Genomic DNA, 26,277 nt, shown 5'->3' on the forward strand with positions numbered 1-26,277 from the left:
TTAGCGAGGGGTAACGACATTTCGGTCAGCCGCGATCGGCCCAGGTGGTCCGGGGCGGCCGGCCGGAGAGTCGGGACCGGCCCGTCAGTTCGCCTTCGGCAGGACGCGCGAGGTGATCGTCGCGACCACCCGCTGGTAGCTCGGGCCGACGATGCGCACCCAGGCGTCGAGGAACTTGGCGTCGGCACCGATCAGCACGCGCGCCTTGCCTTTTCGCACTCCGTTCACGATGGTCTTCGCGGCGTCCTCGGGCGTGGTGCGGGCCAGGTGCTTGTCGAAGAACTGGGCGAAGGTCACCTGGTCGTCGCCGTCGGGCACCGCCGCGTTTCGGGCGATCGCGGTCTTGATGCCGCCGGGATGCACGCACGTCACCTTCACGGGGTGCTTGGCGATCAGCATCTCCTGGCGCAGCGATTCGGTGAACCCGCGCACCGCGAACTTGGCTGCGTTGTACGCGCTCTGGCCCGGAATCGACAGCAGTCCGAACAGGCTCGAGACATTGACGATGTGTCCGTCGCCGGACGCGATCACGTGCGGCAGGAACGCCTTGGTGCCGTTCACGACACCCCAGAAGTCGACGTCCATGATGCGCTCGATGTCCTTGAACTCCGAGCGCTCGACCTCGCCGTGGAAGGCGATGCCGGCGTTGTTGTAGATCTGGTTGACCTTGCCGAAGTGCGCCACGACGGCGTCCGCGTACTCGAGGACGGCCTCGCGCTGGGTGACGTCGAGATGATCGGACTTCACGTGCGCGCCGAGCGCCTCGACCTGTCGTACCGTCTCCGCCAGGCCTGCCGGATCCATATCCGAGAGAGCGAGTTTCGCGCCCTGTCCGGCGAGGTTCAGTGCTACGGCCCGGCCGATGCCGGACCCCGCACCGGTGATGACACAGACCTCGCCCGCGAATTCACTCACTGTGCTGCCACCTTGTCGTCGTCGAGATCGGTCAGTTCGGTATCGATGTCTGCTGCGGTCGACACCGCCGCGGGTGCGGGCACCGGCAGGTCGCCGGTGGTCACGCTGCGGTACGCGCCGAGGTCGAATTGCTTTGTCATGTTGCGGAACTCGAACGTGAAGCCCGGCCACAGCGTGGTGTTGTTGCCGTGCTTGTCGAGGTACCAGCTGGCGCAGCCGCCGTTGTTCCACACGCTCTTGGACAGCCTGTCCTGCAGTTCCCGGTTGTAGCGGTCCTGCACGTCCTTGCGGACCTCGATGGTGCCGATGTCGTAGCGCTCGATCGCGTCGATCGCATCGACGACGTAGTTGAGCTGCGACTCGATCATGAACACCATCGACGAGTGGCCCAGTCCGGTGTTGGGGCCGACGAGGAAGAACATGTTGGGGTAGTTCGCGATTGCGGAGCCCTTGTATCCCTGCTGTCCGCCCTCGTCGAACGTCTCGGCCAGCGAGCGTCCGTCCTTGCCGAAGATGCCGGCGAAGGTGGGGGAGTCGGTGACGTGGAAGCCGGTGGCAACCACGATCGCGTCCACCTCCCGGACCGTGCCGTTCCTGTCGACGACGGAATCGGCGCGCACCTCGGCGATGCCGTCGGTGACCACGTCGACGTTCGACTGCGCGAGCGCCGGGTAGTAGTTGTTCGAGATCAGCATGCGCTTGCAGCCGATCTGGAAGTCGGGGGTGACCTTGCGGCGCAGCGCCCTGTCCTCGATCTGACGGCGCAGGTGGCGCTCGGCCGCGAGCTGCAACGGCTTCATGAAGATCGGGGCCTTGGCCAGACCCACGACCTGAGTCTCCCGCATCCAGTAGATGCCGGTGCGGCAGAGCTTCTGGAAACCGGGCAGGTACTTGAACGCGAGATGCTCGGCCTTGGTGTACTCGCGGTCCGCGCGCGGCAGGATCCACGGCGCGGTGCGCTGGTACACGTCGAGGTGGGAGACCTTCTGCGCGAGTTGCGGCACGATCTGGATCGCCGACGCGCCGGTGCCGATCACCGCGACCCGCTTGCCGGTGAGGTCGGCGTCGTGGTTCCACTGCGCGGAGTGGAAGATCTCGCCCTCGAACTCGTCGATGCCCTTGATGTCGGGCAGCGACGGCTCGCACAGCGCGCCGACGGCGGAGACGACGATCTTGGCCTCGAAGTCGCCCTTCGACGTGCGGACGTCCCAGCGGGCCGTGTCCTCGTTCCAGTGCGCCGAGAGCACGTCGCACCCGAACACGTGCCTGTCGAGCACGTTGTACTTGCGGGCGACCGACGAGATGTAGCGCTGGATCTCGGGCTGTGGCGAGAACGAGCGGGTCCACTCCGGATTGAGTGCGAACGAGTACGAGTACAGGTGCGACGGGACGTCGCACGCCGCACCGGGATAGGTGTTGTCGCGCCACGTGCCGCCCACGTCGGCGCCGCGCTCGAGGACGAGGAAGTTGCGCTTGCCTGCCTGCGTCAGTTTGATAGCCGCGCCGAGGCCGGCGAAGCCGCTGCCGATGATCAGTGTGTCGACCTGGCGCGGAGATGCCGCCCGGGCGGAAGTATCTGTGACGGGAAGACTCATGTAGATGAGCGTAGGGAGTTGTTGATTGCTAGTCAATAGTCTACTGAACACGATTCAGTAAGGTGGACGTCATGGAAGGCGCAAAACGCACGCGGCTCAGCCCCCAGGAACGGCGCGCGCAGCTCATCGATCTGGGCGTGCGCATGCTCGCGGAACGGACGCTCGAACAGATCTCGGTCGAGGACATCGCCGACCGGGCTGGGGTGTCCCGCGGCCTGCTGTTCCACTACTTCGCGTCCAAGCACGACTTCCACGTCGAGATCGTCCGCCACACCAGCGCCGAGATGCTCGACCGCACCGCGCCGAACCTCGATCTGGAACCGATCGAGATCCTGCGCGACGTCATGGCGTCGTACGTCGACTACGTCTCCGAGAACCGCGACACCTACGTCTCGCTGCTGCGCGGAACCGCGAGCGGTGATCCGGCGATGCGGGAGGTGTTCGAACAGACCCGGGCCGAGATGGCACGCCGGGTCGTCGAGCAGTTGCCGACGCTCGGCATCGAACCGGACGCGCGCATCGCGCTGTCCGTGCGAGGCTGGATCGCCTTCGTCGAGGAAGCGACCATCACATGGCTGCGGGCGCCCGAGATCTCCCGTGAGGAACTGATCGAACTCCTGGTCACGGCGCTGCCGGCCGTTGCGCTCAGCTCCGACATGGCGGCGGCGCTGCTCCAGTAGCGGCGGTGCCCCGGGATCGCGGCGTGCCGTCGCCGGCCGCTACCGGTAACAGTAGGAATCCGACGAGGCATCGCCACCCTGGAGCCGGACCTGGTGCGCCCGTAGGCCCCGGAAGTCTCCGTCGTGCGGGAAGAAGCGCTCGTCCACGGTCATCCCACCGCGCGGATCGGTGTGCAGCAACGCCATCCAGGCGCCGACCCCGTCCGGGTAGAACTGGTCGTCCCAGGCGCCGTACAGGGAGTTGGTGACGTACACCCGCCGGCCGTCCCGACTGATCTCGACCATCTGTGCACCGCCGGACAGCGGCCGGTCCGGTGCGGCCGGATGCGCGGTGCGGCCGACGATGCCCCCCAGCCGGACGGACGCGGTCTCCTTCGGGGAGGCGGGGTCCCGCACGTCGAACTGCTTGAGCTCACCGGTGCCCCAGCACGAGACGTAGAGGAACGCGTCGTCGACGGACAGGTCGATGTCGGTGACGAGCGGGGGCACCGCACCGAACGGTTTCAGCGCCGGTGGGAGCGCGTCCGGCTCGGCGGTCTCGGCCGGGATGGTGATCACCTTGTCCACCGCCCAACCGCCGTCGTCGCGGTGCCAGCGCCACACCGAGGCCGACAGGTCCTCGGTCGAGACCACCACGCCGACGAATCCCCAGGTGGCCTCCGGATCGTGCGACGGGCGCAGTTCGAGCGGCATCTGGTGTTGTGCGCCGAGGTCCACCCGCTGCTGGTGCCGACCGGTGGCCAGGTCCCAGAAATGGATTGCGTGGCCGTACTCGTTGGCCAGCAGCAGGTCCGGTCGCAGCCCGTCCTCGATCATCGACGGCGTGCCCCATTCGCTGCTGATCAGCGTGTTCTGGTTGAGATGCCACCAGGCGTCGTACGCGAAGTACTGCGGTCCCCGATCGGTCTCCCAGCGTCGGAGCACGTCGAACGTGTCGTGATCGAGCAGGGCGATCCCGCCCGGGCCGTCCGATCCGTCGGCCCCTCCGAGGCAGGTCATGAAGATGCCGTCCGGCCCGCAGTGCAACGTGTGCGGCCGGGAGTATCCGGCCTTGGCGGCGAGTTCGGCGGCGTCCACCACCCTGGTCACCGTCGGCCGGCGCGGGTCGGGTCCGGTGTCGAGCACGTTCAGGGTGGACGAGCGCAGCCCCGGCACGATGAGGTACCGGCGGGCCAGCCCCGCCATGTCGTGCCCCTCGTGCTTCAACGCGCTGCTACACGCGTTCCAGCCGAAATGGTGCAGCTCGTTGCCCAGACCGGGAACTTCCGTCCAGCCCACCACCCGGCCGTAGGTGTCCGAGCCGGGATCCACGTCGACGACGCTCATCGCGTCGGGCTGGTCCGCCGCGCGGTCGAACGCGGCCACGTAGGCCAGTGACTCCGGTGGTGCGGCCGCCGCGTCCGCGGCTGTCCGGTAGAACGTCGGGTCCGTCGTCGGCTGACTCATCTTCAGCCTCCTTCGTAGAGACGATGAGCCCCGCTTCTCAGCCTATGAGAGCCGGGCGTGAGAAGGAACCGTGGTGACCGGGCCGCCGGGCCGGGATGCCGTGAAAGTCGATCAGACGGTGGGCGTGAACGCCGCGTCGATGATCTCCTGCTGCTCGACGGCGTGGACCTTGCTCGATCCCGACGACGGTGCCGACATCGCACGACGGGAGACGCGCTTGACGCCCGCCAGCTTCTCGGGCAGCAGCTCCGGCAGTGCCAGGCCCAGGAACGGCCATGCACCCTGGTTCGCCGGCTCCTCCTGGACCCAGTAGAACTCGGAGACGTTCGGGTAGCGGTCCAGCGTCTCCGCGATGCGGCGGCGCGGCACCGGGTACAGCTGCTCGATCCGGACGATCGCGACGTCGTCGCGGTTGTCCTTCTGCTTCTTCGCGAGCAGTTCCCAGTACAGCTTGCCCGAGGTCAGCAGCACGCGCTTGACCTTGGCGCGGTCGGCGTTGCCGGTCTCGTACGTCGGCTCCTCGAACACCGAGCGGAACTTGCCGGTCGTGAAGTCCTCGAGGTTGCTGACCGCGGCCTTGTTGCGCAGCATCGACTTCGGCGTGAACACCACCAGCGGGCGGCGGATGCCGTCGAGGTGATGGCGCCGCAGCAGGTGGAAGTAGCTGGCCGGAGTGGACGGCACGGCAACGGTCATCGAGCCCTCGGCGCACAGCTGCAGGAACCGCTCGATACGACCGGAGGTGTGGTCCGGACCCTGGCCCTCGTGGCCGTGCGGCAGCAGCAGCACGACGTCCGACAGCTGGCCCCACTTGGCCTCACCGGAGCTGATGAACTCGTCGATGATGGTCTGCGCGCCGTTGACGAAGTCACCGAACTGCGCCTCCCACAGCACCAGCGCGTCGGGGTTGCCCACCGAGTAGCCGTACTCGAAGCCCACGCCCGCGTACTCGGTCAGGGCCGAGTCGTAGACCATGAACTTGCCGCCGTTGTCGGCGTTTGCCGCGATCTCGGAGATCGGGTTGTACTCGTCGCCGTTCTTGCGGTCGATGAGCACCGAGTGGCGCTGCGTGAACGTGCCGCGGCGCGAGTCCTGGCCGGTCAGGCGCACCAGTGCGCCCTGCTCGACCAGCGAGCCGAACGCCAGGAGCTCGGCGAACGCCCAGTCGATGTGGCCCTCGCGGGACATCTCGCGACGCTTCTCGATGACCGGCTTGACGCGCGGGTGCACCGTGAAGCCCTCGGGCACGTTGACGAACGCGTCACCGATGCGCTCGAGCACCGACTTGTCGACGGCCGTGGTCAGGCGCGCAGGCGGCGTCTGGTCCAGCTCCACCGACTCCGACGGTTCGGGCTTGAACTTCTCGAGCTCGCGAACCTCGTTGAACACCCGCTCGAGCTGGCCCTGGTAGTCGCGCAGGGCGTCTTCGGCTTCCTTCATCGAGATGTCGCCGCGGCCGATGAGGGACTCGGTGTAGCTCTTGCGGACGCTGCGCTTGGTGTCGATCACGTCGTACATCGCCGGCTGGGTCATCGACGGGTCGTCGCCCTCGTTGTGACCGCGACGGCGGTAGCAGATCATGTCGATCACGACGTCCTTGCCGAACTTCTCACGGAAGTCGACGGCGAGCTGCGCCACCCAGACACAGGCCTCGGGGTCGTCGCCGTTCACGTGGAAGATCGGTGCGCCGATCATCTTCGCGATGTCGGTGCAGTACTCGGACGAACGCGAGTGCTCCGGAGCGGTGGTGAAGCCGACCTGGTTGTTGACGACGATGTGCACGGTGCCGCCGGTGCGGTAGCCGCGCAGCAGCGCCAGGTTCAGGGTCTCGGCCACGACACCCTGGCCCGCGAAGGCAGCGTCGCCGTGCAGCATCAGCGGCAGGACGGTGAAGCCCTCCTGGCCCTTGTCCAGGATGTCCTGCTTGGCGCGGACCAGACCCTCGAGGACCGGGTCGACCGCTTCGAGGTGCGACGGGTTCGCGGTGAGCGAGACCTTGATGTCGTTCTCGCCGAACATCTGGATGTAGGTGCCCTCGGCGCCCAGGTGGTACTTCACGTCGCCGGAGCCGTGTGCGGCCGCCGGGTTCATGTTGCCCTCGAACTCGGTGAAGATCTTCGAGTAGGGCTTGCCGACGATGTTCGCCAGCACGTTGAGGCGACCACGGTGCGGCATGCCGATGACGACCTCGTCGAGGCTGTGCTCGGCGCTCTGGTCGATGACGGCGTCCATCATCGGGATGACGGACTCGGCGCCCTCGAGCGAGAAGCGCTTCTGGCCGACGTACTTGGTCTGCAGGAAGGTCTCGAACGCCTCGGCGGCGTTGAGCTTGCTCAGGATGTACTTCTGCTGCGCGACCGTGGGCTTGACGTGCTGGGCCTCGACGCGCTCCTGCAGCCATGCCTGCTGGTCCGGCTCGAGGATGTGCGTGTACTCGACGCCGATGTGGCGGCAGTACGCGTCACGCAGGATGCTCAGCACGTCGCGGAGCTTCATCCGGGCCTTGCCGTGGAAGCCGCCGACGTTGAACTCGCGGTCCAGATCCCACAGGGTCAGGCCGTGCGTCGTGACGTCGAGGTCCGGGTGGCTGCGGAACTTGTCCTTGACGAACTGCAACGGGTCCGTGTCGGCCATCAGGTGACCGCGGTTGCGGTACGCCGCGATGAGCTCGAGCACACGGGTGTTCTTGTCGACCGCGCCCTCCGGCACATCCTTGCGCCAGCGGACCGGCTCGTAAGGAATGTGCAGCGAGTGGAAGACCTCGTCGTAGAACTCGTCGCTGATCAGCAGGTTGTGGATCGTGCGCAGGAAGTCGCCGGACTCGGCGCCCTGGATGATCCGGTGATCGTAGGTGGAGGTCAGCGTCATCAGCTTGCCGACGCCCATCTCCGCGATGCGCTCGTCGCTCGCGCCCTGGAACTCGGCGGGGTACTCCATCGCACCGGCACCGATGATGGCGCCCTGGCCCTGCATCAGGCGCGGGACGGAGTGGACGGTGCCGATGCCGCCGGGGTTGGTCAGCGAGATCGTGACACCCGAGAAGTCCTCGGCCGTGAGCTTGCCGTCGCGCGCGCGACGGACGATGTCCTCGTACGCGCTGTAGAACTGCACGAAGTTCATCGAGTCGGTGCCCTTGATGGCAGCGACGACGAGCGAACGGCTGCCGTTCTTGCCGGGCAGGTCGATGGCCAGACCGAGGTTGGTGCTGGCAGGCGTGATGACGTTGGGCTTGCCGTCGATCTCCGCGAAGTGGCGGTTCATGTTCGGGAACGCCTTGACCGCCTGCACGATCGCGTAACCCAGGATGTGGGTGAACGAGACTTTGCCGCCACGGGTACGGGCGAGGTGGTTGTTGATGACGATCCGGTTGTCGAACATCAGCTTCGCCGGGATGGCGCGAACGCTGGTGGCAGTCGGGATGTTGAGCGAAGCCGACATGTTGCGGGCCACGGTGGCGGCCGCACCGCGCAGCACCTGGTTGGTGTTCTGAGCGGGAGTTTCCGAGGCGGGGGCAGCCTGGGGAGCGGCGGCCTTGGCGGCCGCAGGCTTGGGGGCGGCTGCCTGGGGGGCAGCTGCGGGCTTGGGTGCCGGCGGGGGCGCGGCCTTCGGGGCCGGAGTGGCAGCGGGTGCCGGGGCGGCAGGTGCCGCAGCCGCAGCACCGTTGGCTGCCTTCGTGGCGACATCACCGGCGCCGTTCAGCGCCTCACCGTTCCCGCCCGCATTCGCCGCATCGGGCGAGTAATCCGTCAGAAACTCGTGCCAACTAGCGTCCACGGATGAGGGGTCATCCTGAAAGCGTTGGTACATCTCGTCAACCAACCACTGGTTCTGTCCGAACTGGGAAGTAGAGCTGCTGCTCACGGCAGGTGTTCGCCTCGTTTCTTTCTTCGGTACCCGATCAGAGCGCCTATACACATGAGGCTAGCCTCCGCGCGTCGAGCTCGGGCATCCGGTCCGTCGCGTGTCGGCTGTCTCACATTGTTGCGATGCGGTCACCATCGATGACGGTTCTCGACGACGAATTATTCCCCTGATGACTGGCCGCCGCATCACAGAGCCTCGCGTAGTGCCCGCCCGAATGTCGAAGTGTGCTGTGAGCACCGGTTTCGACGATCCGGCCACCGTCGACCACCACGATCAGATCCGCCCGGGCGGCGGTCGCCAGGCGATGCGCGACCACCACCGACGTGCGCTTTCGAGTGACCATTCGGTTCGATTCGAGGACCACGCGCTCGGTCGCCGGGTCGAGGGTCGCGGTCGCCTCGTCGAGCAGGAGCAGGTCCGGATCGACCATCTCGGCACGCGCGAGCGCGATGAGCTGACGCTGACCCGCGGACAGCCCCTGCCCGCGTTCGCCGATCGGCTGGTTCATGCCGCCGCGCAGCGCCGCGATGGTCGGCAGTGCACCCACCGCCCGCGCCGCCGCCTCGATCTCGCCGCGGCTCGCATCCGGTCGTCCGTACGCGATGTTGCTCGCCACGGTGCCGGTGAACAGGTGTGCCTCCTGGGGGACGACCCCGAGCCGGCCCCGGTACGTGTGCAGCGGGTAGCGGCGGAGGTCTTCCGCGTCGACCCGGACCGATCCGGACGTCGGATCGTAGAAGCGAGCGAGCAGCTTCACGACGGTCGACTTGCCTGCGCCGGTGCGGCCCACCAGCGCGACCGTCGTGCCGGCGGGGATGTGCAGGTCGATGTCGCTGAGGGCATCCGAGTCGGCGCCCTGGTAGCGGAAGGTCACGTCGTCGAACGTCACGTCGCCGCGCAGATGACCCTCGATCGGGACGGTGTCGCCGGCGTCGGCCGTTTCGATCGAGCTCGGGGTGGCGAGCAGGTCGGCGATCCGCCGCAACCCGACGGCGGCCTGCTGGTAGCCGTCGAACACCTGCGACAGCTGCTGGATCGGCCCGAACAGCAGGCCCAGGTACAGCACGAACGCGACGAGGGTGCCGGCCGTCGCGGAACCGTCCGCGACACGATGCGCGCCCACGAACACGACCGCGGCGAGAGCGAGGTCCGACAGCAGCGTGATGAACGGGAAGTACACCGAGATGGCCCGCTGCGAGCGCATGCGGCTGCGGCGGTAGCTGTCCGCGCGCTCGGCGAACCGCCGCGCCGCGAACCCCTCGCGACGGTAGGCCTGCGCCGCTCGCAGGCCGGCGATGTTCTCCTGGAAATCGGCGTTGACGATCGAGATTCGTTCGCGGGAGACCGAGTACGCGGTGCCGGACACGCGGCGGAACACGATCGTCGCGACCGCGAGCGGGACGAGCGCGGCGAGGGCGACCAGCGCGAGTGTCGCATCGGTCACCAGCAGGGCGACGGCGATACCGCCGAGCGTGAGCAACGCGACCACCGCCGTCGACAGTCCCGTCTGGATGAACGACGACAGCGCGTCGACGTCGGTCGTCATGCGGGTCATGATCCGGCCCGACAGTTCACGTTCGTAGTAGTCGAGGCCGAGTCGCTGCAGGTGTGCGTAGCTGCGCACCCGCAGCCCGAACAGCACGCGCTCCCCGGCACGGGAGGTGATCACCGTGAGCACCGCGACCACGAGCCAGCCGACCAGCGCGAGCAGGGTGCCCACGGCGGTCGCGGCCCACAGCGGACCCGAGTCGGCGGCGGCCACGCCATGGTCGAGCGCGTACCGGACGATCGACGGGAATGTGATGCCGATCAGCGAGTCCAGGGCCAGACACGCGACGACGCCCGCCAGGATCCAGCGCACCGGATGCAGCAGCCGGCCCAGTCGGAACTCGGAGTCGTCGCGGCGCAGCCCGGTGGTGTCGGTGTGCGGGTCCTCCTCGGCCGGCGGCAGCGCCTCGACGGCGCGGAGCAGTTCGGGGGTCGCGGCGACACCACCCAGGGCGCCGGCCATCGGGCCGCCGCCGTGGCCGCCGCCACCGTGCCCGGTTCCCGGACCTGCCTGCGCGGACCCGTTCCCGGCGGTCGCCGCGTCATCCGCTGCGGCCGCGTCCACAGCCGGCCACAACTGCGCCTCGGGGGGCTCCGCGATCGGTGCCGTGACTGCGGCGAAGCCGTTTCCGTCCGGGTCTGCGGGGTCGGCCGGGTCGGGCGCCGCGAGCAGCGTGCGGAACAGCGCGCACCGCTCGTCCAGTTCGTCGACTGTTCCGATGTCGACGATGCGGCCGCCGTCGAGGACCGCGACACGGTCCGCCAGGGTCAGCGTGGACCGTCGGTGCGCGAGGATCAGCGTCGTCCGGCGCCGACCGTCGCGGAGTGCGTCGAAGATGACGGCCTCGGTGTTCGCGTCCACCGCCGACGTCGCGTCGTCCAGGATCAGGACCCGGGGATCGACGAGCAGGGCACGGGCCAGCGCGACCCGCTGGCGTTGCCCGCCGGACAGCGTCAGGCCGCGTTCGCCGACCACGGTGTCGTAGCCGTCGGACAGCGACGAGATGAACTCGTCGGCCTGGGCCAGTTTCGCGGCGGTGCGGATCTCCTCGGAGCTGGCGTCGGGCCGGCCCAGTGCGATGTTCGCAGCGACGGTGTCGGAGAACAGGAACGGCTCGTCGAAAACGAGGCCGACCGCCTCGCGGAGCTGGTCGGCGCGCAGCGCCGACACGTCGAACTCCCGGCCGTCGCTCGTGAGGGACACCGTCCCGGCGCTCGGGGTGTAGAAGCGCGGTAGGAGCAGCGACAGTGCGGTCTTGCCCGAACCCGCCGGACCCACTACGGCCACCGACTCGCCCGGCGCGATCGACAGGTCGAGACCCGAGAGCACGCTGCGGTCCTCCTCGAAGGCGAACTCGACGTCGCGCAGTTCCACGCCGAGGGGACCGCTCGGGAGATCGACGGGGTGCGGCGGATCGGAGACGTCGGGCTCGGTGTCGATCACCTCGTAGACCCGCTCGACGGCGGCCCGGGACAGCTGCGCCATGATCACGACCTGCGACAGCGTCCGGGTCGCGGTCGTCATCATCGTGACGTACGCCGCGAACGCCAGGAACGTGCCGACGGTGATCGTGCCGTGGAGCGCGAGGTAGCCGCCGAGCGCGACCACACCGACGAGACCGAGTTGGGGGAGCGCGGCCATCGACGGCGCGAACCGCGCGTTGATCCGTGCCGCCCGCATGCGTTCGGCGTACAGCGTGCGGCCGAGGTCCTCGAGCTGGTCGACCGCCCGCGCCTCCTGCCCGAACCCCTTGACGACCCGGACACCGGTGACGGTCTCCTCGACGTGCTGGGCGAGGTCGGCGGCCCGCTGCTGCGCCGACCATGTCGCGGCGAACAGGACCGGGCGCACCAGGTAGACCACCAGGGCCACCGCGGGGACCACGACGAGCGCGACCAGCGTCAGCAGCGGCGACAGCCACGCCATGATCCCCAGCGCGAGGACGAACTGCAGCACCACTCCCGCCGACATCGGCACCATCGCCAGCAGTCCCTGCACCAACTGGAGGTCGGTGATCGAGCGGGAGACCACCTGGCCGGTCCGGATCTGGTCCTGGCCGCGGCCGTCGAGGCGCTGCAGCGATCCCAGCAGCCCGAGGCGGAGGTCGTGCTGCACGTCGAGGGAGAGCCGGCCGGCGAGCATCCGGCGGCCGTACTGACAGCCGAAGCGGACGACAGCGAGGACCGCGATGAGTCCCGCCACGCCGGTGATGACCTTGGTGACGGTGGACTCGCCCGCTGACGCCGCGTCGAGCGCGACCTTCGTCAGCAGCGGGAAGACGATGTCGATGATCGCCGCCACCACCGTCACGGTGAGCGCCCCGACCGCGGTTCTGCGGTGGTTCCAGCACTCGGCTCCGAGTCGTCGTATCCAGCCGCGGTGCTCGCCGGACACCGTTGTCGCGTCGTGTGTACCCATCGCGATCAACGGTAGTCCGGCCCGGTGACAGGTCGTGTCGAGGCCGGTGTCCGTGTTGCCCGCGGTGTCAGGTGATGTCGCGCGAGCGGGTGGCCCACCAACCGAGTCCGCACGACGCGACGGCCCACAGACACAGCACCAGCAGCGACAGCGGCCAGCCGGGCATGCCGTCGAGGGCGCTGTGGTCGATCGTGCCGACGAAGGCGGTGACGGTGACCGAGCCCGGGAGCCATTGGGCGACCGCGTCGGCACCGAGCCCGGCCAGCACCAGGCGCACGATGCCTTCGCCCATGACGTACCAGACCACGAGCCCGACGGCGCTGGCGATCGACGAACCCGTCGCGAGAGCCAGACCGGCGCCGATCAGCGCCCACAGCGTCGACGCGACCAGGCCGATCGCCAGTACACCGACGATCGTCCCGTCGATCTCGAAGTTGTCCGACAGGGCGAGCAGCAGGGGCACGCTCACGACCTCGATGACGAGGCAGTAGAGGAGGCCGAACAGGGCCGTCACCGCGAGCTTCGCGGCCAGGACTCCGTCGCGCCCCCGGGCGGTGAGGAAGGTCGTGGTGAGCGTGTTGTGGCGATACTCGGTGCCGGCGTTGACGGCCCCGAACAGCGCCGAGAACAGGAACACCAGGCCCAGCGCGACGAACAGTCCGATCGCGGCGGCGGCGGTGTTCGCCTCCGTCGAGGCGACCTCGTCCGCGACCGCATTGAACATCGGGATGCTGATCGCGCTGGACATCACGCCGACCAGCAGCGGGGCCAGGCCCAGCGCCCACCAGAACCTGAGCGATGTGACTTTGCGGAACTCCGCGGTGAGCAGGCGTGTGGTCACTGTCCGCCTCCGTCGGTCGGACCGAACCACTGCTGGGGCGGCGGAGTCGGCGTGTATCCCGGTGGGGCGCCGTATCCCGGCGGCGGGGGACCGGGCGGACCCTGCGGCGGCAGGCCGGGGCCGAAGCCGTGACCGGGGGCCGCGTACTGCCCCGACGTCATCGCCAGGAAGACCTGCTCGAGATCGACGTGCTCGGTGGACGCGCCGAACACCGTCACCTCGACGTCGGCGGCGACCCGTCCCACCGTGGCGGGGTCGGATCCGGAGATCGCGATCCGCCCGTCGGCGAGGTGCTGGATGTCGATGATTCCGGCGGCCGCGAGGGCTGTCGCGAGCCGGACCGGGTCGGAGCACGCGACGAGCAGTCGTGCGCGGTGGGCTCCTCGGAGCTGATCCATGGCGCCTTGGAACACCAGCGACCCACGGCTGACGATCACCAGGTGATCGACCATCTGCTCGACCTCACGCAACTGGTGGCTCGACACCAGCACGGTGCGACCGGACCGGGCGAAGGCGACCAGGAAGTCGCGCAGCCACGCGATGCCCTCGGGATCGAGACCGTTGGACGGCTCGTCGAGCACGAGGATCTGCGGATCGCCGAGCAGGGCGGTCGCGAGGGTCAATCGCTGGCGCATGCCCAGGGAGAAGGTGCCGGCCTTGCGGTCGGCCGCGTCGGCCAGCCCGACCAGGTGCAGCACGTACAGGGCTCGATCGTCCGGCACACCGATCGCAGCGCAGTACATCCGGAGATGGTGGAGTGCGGTGCGTTTCGGGTGCAGCCCGCGGGAGTCGAGGACGGCGCCGACGGCTCGCGCGGGCTCGTCGATCGCACCGAACGGCCGACCGAAGATCGTCGAGCCTCCGGCGCTCGGGCGCACGAGCCCGAGCAGCATCCGCAGAGTGGTGGTCTTTCCCGCCCCGTTGGGCCCGAGGAACCCGGTGACCGAGCCGTGCGGGACCGAGAAACTCAGGTCGGACACGGCCCGAATCGTCTTGAACTGTTTGGACAGTCCCCGCGCCTCGATGGCCGGCGCGGCCGGTCCCGCCGGCCCGTAGCTCCCCGCCGGCCCGTAACTCCCTGCCGGCCCGTAGCCCCCGGGCGGACCGAACTGCATGGCTGAACTCACGAATCCCCCTCCGCGGCGATCACAGTCGATCGAATTCTTGAGAGGGTACCGGCCGGTCTGCACTACGCAGCTGGGACTACTTGCTCAGGAGAGCTTCCATCTGGGCGATCTCCGCCTGCTGGCTCGCGACGATCTGCTGGGCCAGGTCGCGCACCTGCTGGCTCTCACCGGTCTGGAGGATCTGCTCGGAGCTGGCGACCGCGCCCTGGTGGTGCTCGATCATCATCTCGAGCCACATCCGGTCGAACTCGGGTCCGTTCGCGTTCTCGAGGGCCTGCATCTGCTCGCCCGTCATCATCCCTTCATGACCGCCCTCCATGCCGGGCGTGCCGGACATCGATGCCATGGGGGCCGAGGTGCCGTGGCCCATACCGTCGTGGTCAGAGCCGTCGCGGTCCATGCCGTTGGGGCTGGCGGTGGCACCGGGCGTCCCGACATGGCTCGGTTCGGGAACGCCCCAGGCCTTCAGCCAGCCCTCCATCTGCTCGATCTCGGGGGCCTGGGCCTTCTCGATCTGGGCGGCGAGGGCGACGACGTCGGGATTCCCGCTCCGGCTCGGCACCAGTTCGGCCATCGCCACGGCCTGCTCGTGGTGCGGGATCATCATCTCGACGTAGGCGACGTCCGCGTCGTTGTGCGGGCCGCCCTGTTCGGCGGTTCCCGACGCGCTCGCCGACGTGGTCGTCGAGGTGCCGGTGGCCGAGGTGGCGGTGCCCGAGTCGTTGTTCGAACAGCCGACGACGAGGGTGACGGCGGCCGCCGCCGCACCGATTCCGACCAGCATGCGCTTGGTTTTCATGACGTGTCGTTCCTTACGTGTGTGCACTCGTGTGCGGGATCAAGGACCGGACTGCGGCCGGAACGACCCGAAGGTCGCGCCGCAGTGGCCCTGTCACACCCGCAGGATGCACAGTGACGAGAGGAAGACCGAGGTGGACGGCGCGAAGGGCGGACCGCGTCCCGCCCGGCGCGCCGGCCCGGAAGCACGGCGCGGGCGCACGCGCTGTTCCCGCGCGGTCCGCAGCAGCAACCACACGGCGAGGGTGAGCGTCGCGGCGAGGAGTACCGCCAGACACATGTGGAAGCTGTCGTGGTCCGGCGGGTGGATCGGGGCGTCGGCGGAGCCGTCCGACCCCGTGCCGCTCTGGTGGCCGAGTGCGTGATGCGCGGAGTCCGCGCCCGACGGTGTCGAGACGAGGGGGCCGGTCGTGACGTGGTGCATCGCCAGGACACCGAACGCGAGCGCACACGGTGCCGCGAGTCGAGCGAAGGACACTCGGACCTGGGCACGCATGGCTACAACTGTACCGATCGGCACGGTGCTCACCGTTCGAGAAAGGGGATGACCTCCGCGAGAAATTCGCTGGGGCAGTCCAGCTGTGGGCAGTGCCCGCAACTCGGGATGATCGCAACCCGGCGGTCGACGGACCGGGTGATCCGGTGGGCCGCGCGGGCGGGGGTGAGCAGGTCGTTGGCGCCCCACAGCAGGAGGGCCGGGACGGTCAACTCGTCCACCATCGTCGCGACGGGCAACTCCGCGATCTCCCGGATGACGACCCGCCCGATCGCGAGCAGGTCGGCTACCTGCGCCTTGGTGGCGTAGTGCTGGGTGTAGTCGGCGCGCACCCGGGCATCGGCCCGGCGCGGATGTCGCAGCGCTGCACCGGCATACAGGGTGCCGATCATCTGCTGCAGGTACCGGTCGGGCACCGGGCCGGTGAGCGCCCGCGTCACGCGATCCACACCGAACCGTGCGCCGCGGGTCCACGAGCGCGGAATCCCGGTCACCCCCGGCATGTCCGCGAGGACCACGTCGGTCACCAGGTCGGGGCGCGCGGAGGCGAAGGCGAGGGCGGTCACCGCGCCGAGCGAGTTGCCGATCACACTCACCGGTCCGGTCTCGTCGTCGACGAGGGCGGCGAGGATGTCGACGTAGCCGTCGATCAGCGGCTCGGACCACGATCCGGCGCTGAGGCCGAAACCCGGCAGGTCGACGACGAGGACCCGGAAGCGCTCGCCGAGCGTCGGCACCACTTTCTGCCAGGTGCCGCCGTGATCCGAGTAGCCGTGGAGCAGCACCACCGTGCGATCGCCCGATCCGGAGGTGAGTACGTGGGGAACCTCGGGGGATACGGGGAACACGACGACATCCTTTCGTCGGAGCTGACCCGGTCTCAGGACCGCATGCGGCGAGCCTCGCCCGGCAGTGGTGGGACCACCTGCAGTCGTGCTGCGCCGTCGACCGCGCGGAGTCGGTCCGGCCAGAGGGCCGGTGCCGGGCCGAATGCCTCACGCGCATTGTCGACGACGCCGCGGCCGATCGCGCGATTTCCGGCACCACCGATCACCGCGCCGACCCCGGCGGGGAGCAGCTTGCCGAGGATCAGGGCACTGCGCTTGGCCGCGTACTTGGTCACGAACTTGCGGACCAGCGAGCTGTTCATCGCCCGCATCGTGCTCGGCGGAATCCGGCCGGTGACAAGTCGTGCCCAATTGGTCGCCGTCAGGCCGGTCGCACGCTCGACGATCTCCATGCCCGATTCGCCCAGGGCCACCGCCAGCACGAGCGCGCGGCGCTGCTGGTGATCCTGCGGGGAGATGCCGTGCACCGCGGCGATCGCGAGGGTCAGCAGGGCCGACGCCTCGAGGAAGAACGCGGTCTCGGCGCCCACCGCCGCGATCGAGGTCACGGTTCCCACGGCCGGAACGGCCGCTGCCGCCCCCACCGCGCTGCCGCTGCCGGTGACCGCGGTCAGGAACATCTTCTCCATCCGCGCGACGATCTGTGCCGGGTTCTCGTCGGGATGGGCGCGGCGGACCCGCTCGACGTACTTGGCCACGGCCGGAGCCTGCAGCCGGCTGGCATTGTCGAGGACGGAGACGATGGTCGACTCCACACGTCCCTGCTTCTCGCCCATCATCAGTCCTCACTTCGGTATCCGGCGGTCGGTCGTCCGGTCACGCGATATCCGACTGTCTCGCTATCCGACTATAGGGAAACCGGGCTGTCGACCCCCGAATTCCCGGGGCCGGGACGGAGGCTCCGGGATACGCTGGACGGGTCTGTGACCGCGAGTGGAAGCAGGTGTCGGATATGGCCGAGACGACCAGGGTGTGGCCGGGAGGCGGCATCATGCTCGGCTCGCCCCGCGCCGACTCCGTCCTCGTCGACCTGCCCAGCGGGGTAGGGGCGGTGTACCTCGTCACCGACGATCCCGACGGGCTCTACACGCGCGCCGTCGACGCCGGTGCGTCGGTGGTGCAGGGGCTCGAGGACGAGGACTACGGTTCCCGGGGATTCACGTGCCGGGATCCGGAGGGCGTGTACTGGAGCTTCGGTACCTATACCGGTGAATAGCGGGTCAGTCCCGCTGCGCGCTCGCCCAGTGTGACAGCGGCACAACCTCTTCCGGTCGTGGCGGGTGCGGCGCAGTGCCGCTGCCGAACGGCCGGCCGCCGAGTGCTTCGCGGCCGTGCGGTTCGAGCCAGTGCGACAGGTCGGGGCCCTTGGGCACGATCTGCGTCGGATTGATGTCCTTGTGGACGATGTAATAGTGCTGCTTGATGTGGGTGAAGTCGATCGTGTCCCCGAAACCCGGGGTCTGGAACAGGTCCCGCGCGTAGTTCCACAGCACCGGCATCTCCGACAACTTGCTCCGATTGCACTTGAAGTGGCCGTGGTAGACCGCGTCGAACCGGGCGAGCGTGGTGAACAGGCGGACGTCGGCCTCGGTGATGGTGTCGCCCACCAGGAACCGCTGCGTCGACAGACGTTCGGTCAACCAGTCGAGGCGCTCGAACAGACGGTCGTACGCGCCGTCGTACGCCTCCTGTGAGCCGGCGAAACCGCAGCGGTAGACGCCGTTGTTGACGTCGTGGAACACCAGTTCGGACACCTCGTCGATCTCGCCGCGCAGGTCCTCCGGATACAGGTCCGGGGCCCCCTCGCGGTGGAATTCCTTCCACTCGGTGGACAGGTCCAGCGTGATCTGCGGGAAGTCGTTGGTGACGACCTGTCCGGTCTCGATCTCGACGATCGCCGGCACCGTGATCCCGCGCGAGTATCCGGGGAAGCGGGCGAAGTACGCGTCCTGCAGTCGGGGGATCTTCAGCACCGGGTCCACCCCGCCGGGATCGAGATCGAACGTCCAGCTGCGTTCGTCGTGGGTCGGCCCGCAGATCCCCATGGACAGAACGCCTTCCAGCCCCAGCAGACGTCGCACGATGATCGACCGGTTGGCCCACGGACATGCGCGGGCCACGATCAGGCGGTACCGGCCGGGCTCGACGGGATAGCCGTCACGGCCGTCGGCAGTGATCCGTGTCGTGATGTAGTTCGTGTCGCGGGTGAACTCCTTGCCCGGTTCCACGAAATCGGCTCCGACGTCTTCGGTGTCTTTCCTGTCCGTGCTCTCGCTCATCGCGCATCAGCTCCGTGTCTCGGCCTCGCCGCTGCCGTGTCACCCCCAACTCACACGGTACTGGGAGCGACCTCGATCGACACCGAGGTTCCGAGTTCCTCGTATCCCAGCGCCGAGGCCAGTCGGCGGGAAGCGACGTTGTCGCGGTGCGCACGCCACTGCGGGATCAGCCCGGCGTCGAGCGCGTCGTTGGTGGCCAGCAGTGTTGCGGTCGCACCGAACCCACGCCGGCGGGCAGCGGGTGCCGTCAGCGCGCCCATGTCCGCGACGATGCCCTGCCACTCCGTGTAGCCGGCCGAGGAAAGCGGACGGTGGGCGTCGTCTACGACGGTGAACCAGGCGCCCTTGTCGGCGAGTCCGGCCTCCGCGACGTCGTCGGGCGGGCAGAGGTTCTGCAGTTCGAGAACGTGCGCGAGGTCGTGCGAGACCAGCGGTTCCTCGACCGCGATGTCCGTCCCGAAATCCGCGGCCCAGGCCAGTTCGGTGGGTCCGCCGCTGCGACCCGCGTGATCCTTCGCGAGTGCGGACAGAGCGCCGGAGCGGGCCAGCTCGTCGTCGGACCATTCTTCCGCGCGTTCGGCGGCCCACGCCGGGCCCACGAGCGCGCTGGCACCGGCGATCGTCACGAACCGGATCCGGTTCGCGGTCTCGTCGACCCGCACGTGGCGGGTGCCGGGGGAGTCGAGGGCGCGGTCGGGGAGACCGAGTTCCCGAGACCAGGCGAGCCGGATGATGTCGATCTGATGCGCGTCCACGGGCCCAACGGTAGTGCGGGTTCGCGGCGTACCGTCGAAGCTGCAGGGAGCGCGAGGGAGCGTGACGGTTGATGGCGACCACCGTCCGGAGCAAGGTCGGGAATCTGCCCTCCGCGCTGACCACGTTCATCGGACGTCGGCGCGAGCTCACTGCGGTCAAGCGTTTGCTCTCGTCGGCGCGGCTGGTGACGTTGACGGGTATCGGGGGTGTCGGCAAGACTCGGCTCGCGCTGCGGGTGGCCGAGGACGTGCGGCGCGATTTCGCCGACGGTGTGTGGCTCGTCGAGCTCGCGGAACTGCACGACCCCGAGCTGGTGCCCGACACCGTCGCCGCCGTCTTCGGGCTGCACGACCAGGCGGCCCGGTCTCCGATGGACCTGCTCGTCGAGCACTTCGCGGATCGGGACGCGTTGTTGATTCTGGACAACTGCGAGCACCTGGTGGCCGCGGCCGCCGAGCTGACGTCGGTGCTCCTGCGCGAGTGCCCCCGCGTACGGGTGCTCGCCACCAGCCGGGAGCCGCTCGGTGTGGGTGGGGAGGCGATCTTGCGGGTGCCGCCCTTGGCGGTTCCGGATCCGGACGCACCACCGACACTGCACGCGCTTCCCCGGTACGAAGCGGTGACGCTGTTCGTCGATCGAGCACGCTCGGCGCTGCCGGATTTCGTTGTCACCGAATACAATCGAGTTGCGATTGCTCGCATCTGCCATCGCCTGGACGGTTTGCCCCTGCCGATCGAGTTGGCCGCTGCCAGGGTCCGTGCCCTGTCCCCGGACCAGATTCTCGAGCGCCTGACGGACAGGTTCCGGCTCCTCACCGCGGGTAGCAGGGTCGCTCCGACGCGGCAGCAGACTCTGCGCTGTTCCGTCGACTGGAGTTACGAGTTGTGCACGCCGAAGGAACGTCGGATGTGGACTCGGTTGGCGGTGTTCTCGGGTGGTTTCGAACTCGATGCTGCAGAGGGCATCTGCGTGGATGACGCCGCGCCGGGGGAGGTTCTGGACGTCGTGGCCTCGCTGGTCGACAAGTCGATCCTCCTCGTGGAGGGTTCCGGCCCGGTGGTGCGGTACGGCATGTTCGAGACTCTGCGCGACTACGGCCTGGAGAAGCTCGAGGAATCCGGCGAGCAGGTGCGCTGTCGGCGGCACCACCGCGACTGGTTTCGTGGCTTCGCCGAGCGCGCGGCGGCCGGCTGGATCGGGCCCCGACAACCGGAGTCGATCGCCCGACTCGACCGGGAACAGGCGAACCTGCGTGACGCGCTGGAGTTCTGCGTCACCGAACCGGGCGAGGCAGACGCGGGGGTGGGCATGGCGGTCGCGATCTTCCCGTTCTGGTTCTGTCGCGGGATGTTCGGCGAAGCCCGACGATGGCTCGCGCGGACGCTCGAGCGGGCCGAGGACCGTCCCGATCGGGTCCGGGTGGGGGCGATGTGTGCGGCGAGTCAACTGGCGGGCATGCAGGACGACTTCGCGGCGGGTGCGGACTTGATCGCGCACGCCGCACACCTCGCCGAGCTCATCGGAGATCCGCTGGTCGACGCGACGGTCGCACACGCCTGTGGTCGCCAAGCGATGTTCCGGCGTGAGTTCGAGCGCGCGACCGGCTTCTTCGAGCAGGCGGTCGGTCCGTTTCGGGAGGAAGCCGATCCGCATCGGCTGATCTGCGTCCTGCAGGGTCTCGGACTGGTCGGCGGCATGAGCGGCGACATCGCGCGAGCGAAGGCCTGTCACGAGGAGGTCGTCGCGATCACGGCCGCACGTGGTGAGTGCGAGTTCCGGGCGCGGGCGATGTTCATGCTGGGCGTGGCCCTGTGGTGGCAGGGCGACCGTGCTCGCGCGTCCGGATTGTTCGTCGAGGCGCTGCAACTGACCCGCCGGGTCGACGATCACTTCGGGGGCGCGGGCTGCCTCGAGTCGATGGCGTGGGGGGCCGCGGCTCTCCGGGAAGGCGAGCGAGCGGCGATCCTGTCCGGTGCCGCGGAAGCCCTTCGGCAGTCCATGGGTGTGTCCGTCGCGCTGATAACGACCATGCTCGCCCCCCACGAGGAATGCCGGCGGTTGTGCCGTCAGATTCTCGGCGACCGGGCGTTCGAGGCAGCGTTCGCGAACGGGGCGGCACTCGAGTTCGCCGAAGCCGTCGACTACGCGCTCGGCCGCCGGGACGGGTTCGAACTGTCCCGCGCCGAGATGGAGGCCCCGACGGCGCCGATGCGGATCGTGATGCCGACCCCCGAGACGCCGGCGCTGACCCGCCGCGAAAGTCAGGTCGCGGATCTCGTCGCCCGCGGGCTGACGAACCGCGAGATCGCGGAGAAGCTGGTGATCTCGCCGCGCACCGCGGAGGGTCACGTCGAACGCGTGCTCGCCAAGCTCGGATTCGGCTCACGCGCCCAGATCGCGGCCTGGGTGGCCGAACACGATCGAACCTGACCTGGTCATTCCGTGTGTGGCGCGGATACCCGCCGTAGCGAAGCACGTATGGATACCGGTAGATCTACCGTCCCCGACGGGACGATTCCAGGGCACGCTGCGACCTGTCCCATCCGGTTCCGGAAGTCGAGGTCGTCCTGTGCGCCAGTATCCACCCGTTCACAGTTCGATCGAGGCCCGCTCTGCGGAGGTCCGCTGGCGGGACGTCGTGGTGGACGGGCGGAACGCGCCGTACGGCGTGGCCGGATCGGGGTCACCGGTGGTGTTTCTCCACGGGTTCGGGCTCACCCACCGCACCTATGCGGGCGCAGTCGAGCGACTCGCGGCCACCGGTGTGCGCGTGTACGCGCCCGCGTTACCCGGCTTCGCCGGCACCGACGCGCTGCCCCCGCACCGGGACGGGTTCGGAGGCTACGCGCGGTGGCTGGACCGGTTCCTCGACACGGTCGGTGTCGACGGGCCCGTCATGCTCGTCGGGCACTCGTTCGGCGGCGGGGTGGGGATCGCGTCGACGCACGACCTCGGGGCGCGGGTGTCGAGGTTGGTGCTGGTCAACTCTGTGGGTGGTGGGGCCTGGGCGCCCGGTGGGCCGCCGCGCGAACTCCGCGAACGTCCCCTCTGGCGGTGGGGCGCATCCGCGGCCGTCGACGCTGTCCTCGCCCGGACCCCGGCGAGCGCGATCGCGTCGATCGCCGGCGACGCGCTGCGCAACGCGGTCCGCAGCCCGGCAACGCTGTGGCGGATCGGTGAACTGGCCCGCGGCGCCGATCTGCGGGCCGAGGCGTCCCGGATCGCCGAGCGCGGCGTACCGACCACGATGGTGTGGAGCCACGGCGACACGTTCATCCCCCGCGCCAGCTTCGAGTCACTGCGGGGAGCGCTGCGCGACCCGCACGTGCACCGGGTCCCCGGCTGTCACGGCTGGCTGATCGGCGATCCGGACAGCTTCGGCCGGGCGATGACCACGGTGCTGGGGCTGCCGATCGCGCCGGCCGCGTGACGGTGGCATTCTGTGCCCATGACCGAACCTGACGCCCTGTCCGCCGCAGGATCCCGTCCGACCCGACTCGAGCGCGTCATCACCGACGCCGGTGCCGAGATCGCGATCCTCACCTTCGCGCACGGGCCGCTGAACCTGTTCGACCGGGCCATGTTCGACGCGGTCATCGCCGACATCGCGGACCTCACCGCCCGGCCGCCGCGGGCGGTGCTGTTGCGGGCCGAGGGCAAGGTGGTCTCGGGCGGCGTGGATGTCCACGTGTTCGACGGGCTCACGGTGGAACAGGGCACCGCACTGTGGCAGTCGCTGTTCGCGCAGATCGGGCATCCACTCGAGGCGTTGCCGTGCCCCGTCGTCTTCGCCGCCCACGGGTTGACCCTCACCGCCGCGTTCGAGATCGCGCTCGCGTGCGACATCGTCATTGCCGGTCCGAAGGCGAAGTTCGGACTGGTCGAGACCGTTGTCGGGTTGACGCCCTCGATGGGCGGCCCGCAGCGTCTGGCCGAACGCGCCGGATCGGGACGCGCCCGGGAGTTGGTGATGACCGCGGACCTGTACGACGCGGCGACCATGCACGAGTGGGGTGTCGTCAACTACGTCCACGAGGACGTCGACGGCGCGGCCCGGTCGCTGGTCGCGCGCCTCGCGGACGGTCCCACCCGCGCGCATGCCGCCACCAAGGAGATTGTCTCGGCGTGGCGTTCCGGCGGTGTCGCGCACGCGGATTCGATCACACCGGAGACCTCCGGTGCGCTGTTCGCGACGGCCGATCTGCAGGGGGCCGTCCGCAGCTTCCTCGACGTCGGGCCGGGGCACGCGACGTACACCGGGGAGTAGCGGCGCGCCGAGGGTGCGGTTCGACGGACGCGAGTGTGACGGCGGTCATATAGTCGTGCTGGTGGAACCTACTCGGTGGAGGTGGGCATGGCGTCGCTGCTCGAGTACTCGGCCGGGCCCGGTCGCCTGCGGGACGACCGCTTGGTGCGCGGTACGGACGGTCTGCTCCGATACACCGGGCTGACCTCCTCGCTCACCGAACTCCTCGACGTCGCCGCGCACCGCTTCGGCTCCCGGGAGGCCGTCGTCGAGGTCGGCGGTGCGCGCCTCACGCACGCACAGTTGTGGACGTCGGCGTCGCGGGTTGCCGGGGGTCTACTCCAGCAGGGGATCGACATCGGTGACCGTGTCGCGATCCGCATGCCGAACGGGGCCCGCTGGGTGCAGGCGTTTCTCGGTGTGCTGCTGGCCGGGGGAGTGCCGGTGCCGATCCATCCGGGCCACGGCGTCGAGGAGACGCGGCACATCATGGCCGACAGCGGCAGTGTCCTCGTGCTGGACGGCGAACTGCCGCAGGGGGTCCGTTCATCGACGACGGTGCGGGACCCGACGATTCGGCGCTGCTGTTCTATACCGGCGGCACGACGGGCCCGCCGAAGGGTGTCGAACTCTGCCACGAGAACGTGCTCTCGACGATCGAGGCGGTGATCCGGGCCTGGGACCTGGATGTGGGAGCCGCCGGAGCCGTCGGCGGCGTACGCCACGCGATCGCGTTGCCGCTCAGCTCGGCGGCGGGCTGCGTATCGCAGTTGCTTCCGACGCTCGTCGTGGGCGGCACCGTCGTCCTGCAATCCCACGCCGACGTCGGCGGTCTGCTCCACGCGCTCGATGTCGAACGAGTCGAACGTCTTTCGGTGGCCGCGCCTCTCTACCGGCAGATGGTCCGGGCGCCCGGCCGCGAGTTCGATGCGGTGCGGTTCCTCGCACTCGACGACGAACCGCTCTCGACCCCGATGCTGCGTCGCCTGCGCGACCGCTTCCCGGCAGCCGACGTCGCCTCCGGCTGGGCGATGACCGAGACGGGTGGTGCCGGACTGATCCAACGGGTCGGTGCCGCCTCCGGTGACGACCACCTACTCGAATCACCGCACGGGGGAATGGAGTTCGCGGTCGCCGAATCCGATCCGGGTATCGGCGAGTTGTGGTGCCGAGGCCCCAGCGTGATGCGGGGCTACTGGGGTGATCCCGCGACCACCGCCCGCACCACGGTCGGGGGATGGCTGCACACCGGTGACGTGATGCGGGTCGGTCGCAACGGTTCGTTCCGCATCGCGGGCCGTGCCGGGGATGCGATCGAGTTCCCCGGCGGGGTCGTCTACAGCCGAGAGGTCGAGGTCGCGCTGCTCGAATGCCCCGGGGTGTCCGAGGCCGCGGTGGTGGGGGTGACCACCGCCGGCGGGCCGGACCTGGGCGTGGCCGTCGTCCGGGAGTCCGGCGCCGACGTCGGTCTCGACACGGTCCGTGAGCACGTCCGAGCCGTGCTGTCGGGGTATCGCCCGTCACGTCGCCTGTGCGCGAGCGTGCCCATGCTGCCGCGCACGTCCACGGGACGCGTCGACCGGCGGTCGGTACGGTCTTGGCTGCAGGGTGTGCACGGTTCGCCAGGTTTCTGCTCCACGACGAAGGGATATGTCGATGTCGGATGAGGTCCTGCTCGACCGCCGCGATCGGGTGCTCGTGATCACGATCAACCGTCCGGAGGCGCGCAACGCGATCAACGGCGCGGTGAGCCGCGGTCTCGCCGCCGCCGTCGACGAGTTGGACGAGGATCCGGATCTGTCCCTCGCGATCCTGACCGGTGCCGGTGGGAACTTCTGCGCGGGTATGGATCTCAAGGCATTCGTGGCCGGCGAGAACGTCGTGGTGCCGGGCAGGGGCCTCGGCTTCACGGAGGCGCCGCCGCGCAAGCCGATCATCTCGGCCGTGGAAGGGTATGCGCTGGCGGGCGGCACGGAACTGGTGCTCGCGACGGATCTGGTGGTGGCGTCGCGCGAGGCCAAGTTCGGCATTCCGGAGGTCAAGCGCGGGCTGGCCGCCGGGGCCGGTGGCCTGTTGCGGCTGCCCGAGCGGATTCCGTACCAGAAGGCGATGGAGTACGCCCTGACCGGCGATCCGTTCACGGCCGCGGAGGCCGCCGCGTACGGGTTCGTGAACACGCTGACCGAGCCGGGCTGCGCGCTCGACGGCGCGCTCGCGCTCGCCGACCGGATCACGGCCAACGGCCCGCTCGCCGTCGCCAAGACCAAGGAGGTGCTCGTCCGTGCCCGCGACTGGCCCGCCGACGAGGCGTTCACCCGGCAGCTCGAGGTGATCGGCCCCGTGTTCGGTTCCGAGGACGCGCGGGAGGGGGCCACCGCGTTCGCGGAGAAGCGGGCCCCCGTGTGGAAGGGGCGTTGA

Annotated in this window: 21 protein-coding genes; 8 read left to right on the forward strand and 13 right to left on the reverse strand. The window is 69.2% G+C overall.

The annotated features are described in order from the left end of the window. Positions 1–84 precede the first annotated feature (84 nt). Entirely contained in the window at positions 85–915 is an 831-nt protein-coding gene (locus HUN07_RS08845) for an SDR family NAD(P)-dependent oxidoreductase (protein WP_174909156.1), read from the reverse strand. Beyond that, entirely contained in the window at positions 912–2,510 is a 1,599-nt protein-coding gene (locus HUN07_RS08850) for a flavin-containing monooxygenase (protein WP_174909158.1), read from the reverse strand. The genes HUN07_RS08845 and HUN07_RS08850 overlap by 4 nt, the downstream gene beginning before the upstream one ends. A 71-nt stretch (positions 2,511–2,581) precedes the next feature. Between HUN07_RS08850 and HUN07_RS08855 the strand changes: the two genes are divergently transcribed. Next, positions 2,582–3,190, forward strand: a complete 609-nt coding sequence (locus HUN07_RS08855; RefSeq protein WP_174909160.1) for a TetR/AcrR family transcriptional regulator — start codon at positions 2,582–2,584, stop codon at positions 3,188–3,190. 39 nt (positions 3,191–3,229) lie between these two features. On the opposite strand, the gene HUN07_RS08860 is transcribed toward HUN07_RS08855, so the two are convergent. From HUN07_RS08860 to HUN07_RS08900, 9 genes are all read right to left on the reverse strand, one after another. Beyond that, entirely contained in the window at positions 3,230–4,636 is a 1,407-nt protein-coding gene (locus HUN07_RS08860) for a selenium-binding protein SBP56-related protein (protein ID WP_174909162.1), read from the reverse strand. 111 nt (positions 4,637–4,747) lie between these two features. Continuing rightward, positions 4,748–8,497 (reverse strand): multifunctional oxoglutarate decarboxylase/oxoglutarate dehydrogenase thiamine pyrophosphate-binding subunit/dihydrolipoyllysine-residue succinyltransferase subunit, encoded by a 3,750-nt coding sequence (locus HUN07_RS08865; protein WP_174909164.1) that lies wholly within the window; start codon positions 8,495–8,497, stop codon positions 4,748–4,750. Between the two features lie 112 nt (positions 8,498–8,609). Further along, entirely contained in the window at positions 8,610–12,467 is a 3,858-nt protein-coding gene (locus HUN07_RS08870; RefSeq protein ID WP_174909165.1) for an ABC transporter ATP-binding protein, read from the reverse strand. A 67-nt stretch (positions 12,468–12,534) separates the two neighbouring features. Then, positions 12,535–13,308 carry an ABC transporter permease gene (locus HUN07_RS08875; protein WP_174909167.1) on the reverse strand — a complete coding sequence of 258 codons (774 nt, stop codon included), beginning with the start codon at positions 13,306–13,308 and terminating at the stop codon, positions 12,535–12,537. Then, positions 13,305–14,435 (reverse strand): ABC transporter ATP-binding protein, encoded by a 1,131-nt coding sequence (locus HUN07_RS08880; protein WP_254622861.1) that lies wholly within the window; start codon positions 14,433–14,435, stop codon positions 13,305–13,307. The genes HUN07_RS08875 and HUN07_RS08880 overlap by 4 nt, the downstream gene beginning before the upstream one ends. Before the next feature lie 76 nt (positions 14,436–14,511). Beyond that, entirely contained in the window at positions 14,512–15,234 is a 723-nt protein-coding gene (locus HUN07_RS08885; protein WP_174909169.1) for a DUF305 domain-containing protein, read from the reverse strand. A gap of 93 nt (positions 15,235–15,327) precedes the next feature. Next, complete coding sequence (locus HUN07_RS08890) at positions 15,328–15,729, reverse strand: DUF6153 family protein (protein ID WP_174909171.1); 402 nt, start codon at positions 15,727–15,729, stop codon at positions 15,328–15,330. Positions 15,730–15,758: 29 nt separating this feature from the next. Beyond that, a complete protein-coding gene (locus HUN07_RS08895) occupies positions 15,759–16,577 on the reverse strand; it encodes an alpha/beta fold hydrolase (RefSeq protein ID WP_254622862.1) in 819 nt (272 codons plus the stop codon). Between the two features lie 32 nt (positions 16,578–16,609). Continuing rightward, entirely contained in the window at positions 16,610–17,353 is a 744-nt protein-coding gene (locus HUN07_RS08900) for a hypothetical protein (RefSeq protein WP_254622965.1), read from the reverse strand. Positions 17,354–17,454: 101 nt separating this feature from the next. On the opposite strand from HUN07_RS08900, the gene HUN07_RS08905 reads away from it, so the two are divergent. After that, positions 17,455–17,793, forward strand: coding sequence for a VOC family protein (locus HUN07_RS08905; RefSeq protein ID WP_441346816.1), 339 nt, complete (start codon positions 17,455–17,457; stop codon positions 17,791–17,793). Positions 17,794–17,797: 4 nt separating this feature from the next. Here HUN07_RS08905 and HUN07_RS08910 read toward each other — a convergent pair whose 3' ends face one another. Then, entirely contained in the window at positions 17,798–18,856 is a 1,059-nt protein-coding gene (locus tag HUN07_RS08910) for a glutathione S-transferase family protein (RefSeq protein WP_114718481.1), read from the reverse strand. A 50-nt stretch (positions 18,857–18,906) separates the two neighbouring features. Then, complete coding sequence (locus HUN07_RS08915; RefSeq protein ID WP_174909175.1) at positions 18,907–19,611, reverse strand: GNAT family N-acetyltransferase; 705 nt, start codon at positions 19,609–19,611, stop codon at positions 18,907–18,909. A 71-nt stretch (positions 19,612–19,682) separates the two neighbouring features. Here HUN07_RS08915 and HUN07_RS08920 point away from each other — a divergent pair, with 71 nt between their 5' ends. The 6 genes from HUN07_RS08920 (at position 19,683) to HUN07_RS08940 (ending at position 26,277) form a co-directional block, all read left to right on the forward strand. Beyond that, positions 19,683–22,043: an ATP-binding protein gene (locus HUN07_RS08920; protein WP_114718483.1), complete on the forward strand. Its 2,361-nt coding sequence runs from the start codon at positions 19,683–19,685 to the stop codon at positions 22,041–22,043. A gap of 139 nt (positions 22,044–22,182) precedes the next feature. Continuing rightward, on the forward strand, positions 22,183–23,043 hold the full coding sequence (locus HUN07_RS08925; protein WP_174909177.1) for an alpha/beta fold hydrolase: 861 nt from the start codon (positions 22,183–22,185) through the stop codon (positions 23,041–23,043). 18 nt (positions 23,044–23,061) lie between these two features. After that, positions 23,062–23,880 carry an enoyl-CoA hydratase/isomerase family protein gene (locus tag HUN07_RS08930; RefSeq protein ID WP_174909178.1) on the forward strand — a complete coding sequence of 273 codons (819 nt, stop codon included), beginning with the start codon at positions 23,062–23,064 and terminating at the stop codon, positions 23,878–23,880. An 87-nt stretch (positions 23,881–23,967) separates the two neighbouring features. Continuing rightward, complete coding sequence (locus tag HUN07_RS26900; protein WP_254622863.1) at positions 23,968–24,528, forward strand: AMP-binding protein; 561 nt, start codon at positions 23,968–23,970, stop codon at positions 24,526–24,528. Continuing rightward, on the forward strand, positions 24,444–25,526 hold the full coding sequence (locus HUN07_RS08935; RefSeq protein WP_254622966.1) for a class I adenylate-forming enzyme family protein: 1,083 nt from the start codon (positions 24,444–24,446) through the stop codon (positions 25,524–25,526). Before HUN07_RS26900 ends, HUN07_RS08935 begins: the two co-directional genes overlap by 85 nt. After that, complete coding sequence (locus HUN07_RS08940) at positions 25,516–26,277, forward strand: crotonase/enoyl-CoA hydratase family protein (RefSeq protein ID WP_174909180.1); 762 nt, start codon at positions 25,516–25,518, stop codon at positions 26,275–26,277. Before HUN07_RS08935 ends, HUN07_RS08940 begins: the two co-directional genes overlap by 11 nt.

Source organism: Rhodococcus sp. W8901, from assembly GCF_013348805.1.
Classification (GTDB): Bacteria; Actinomycetota; Actinomycetes; order Mycobacteriales; family Mycobacteriaceae; genus Prescottella.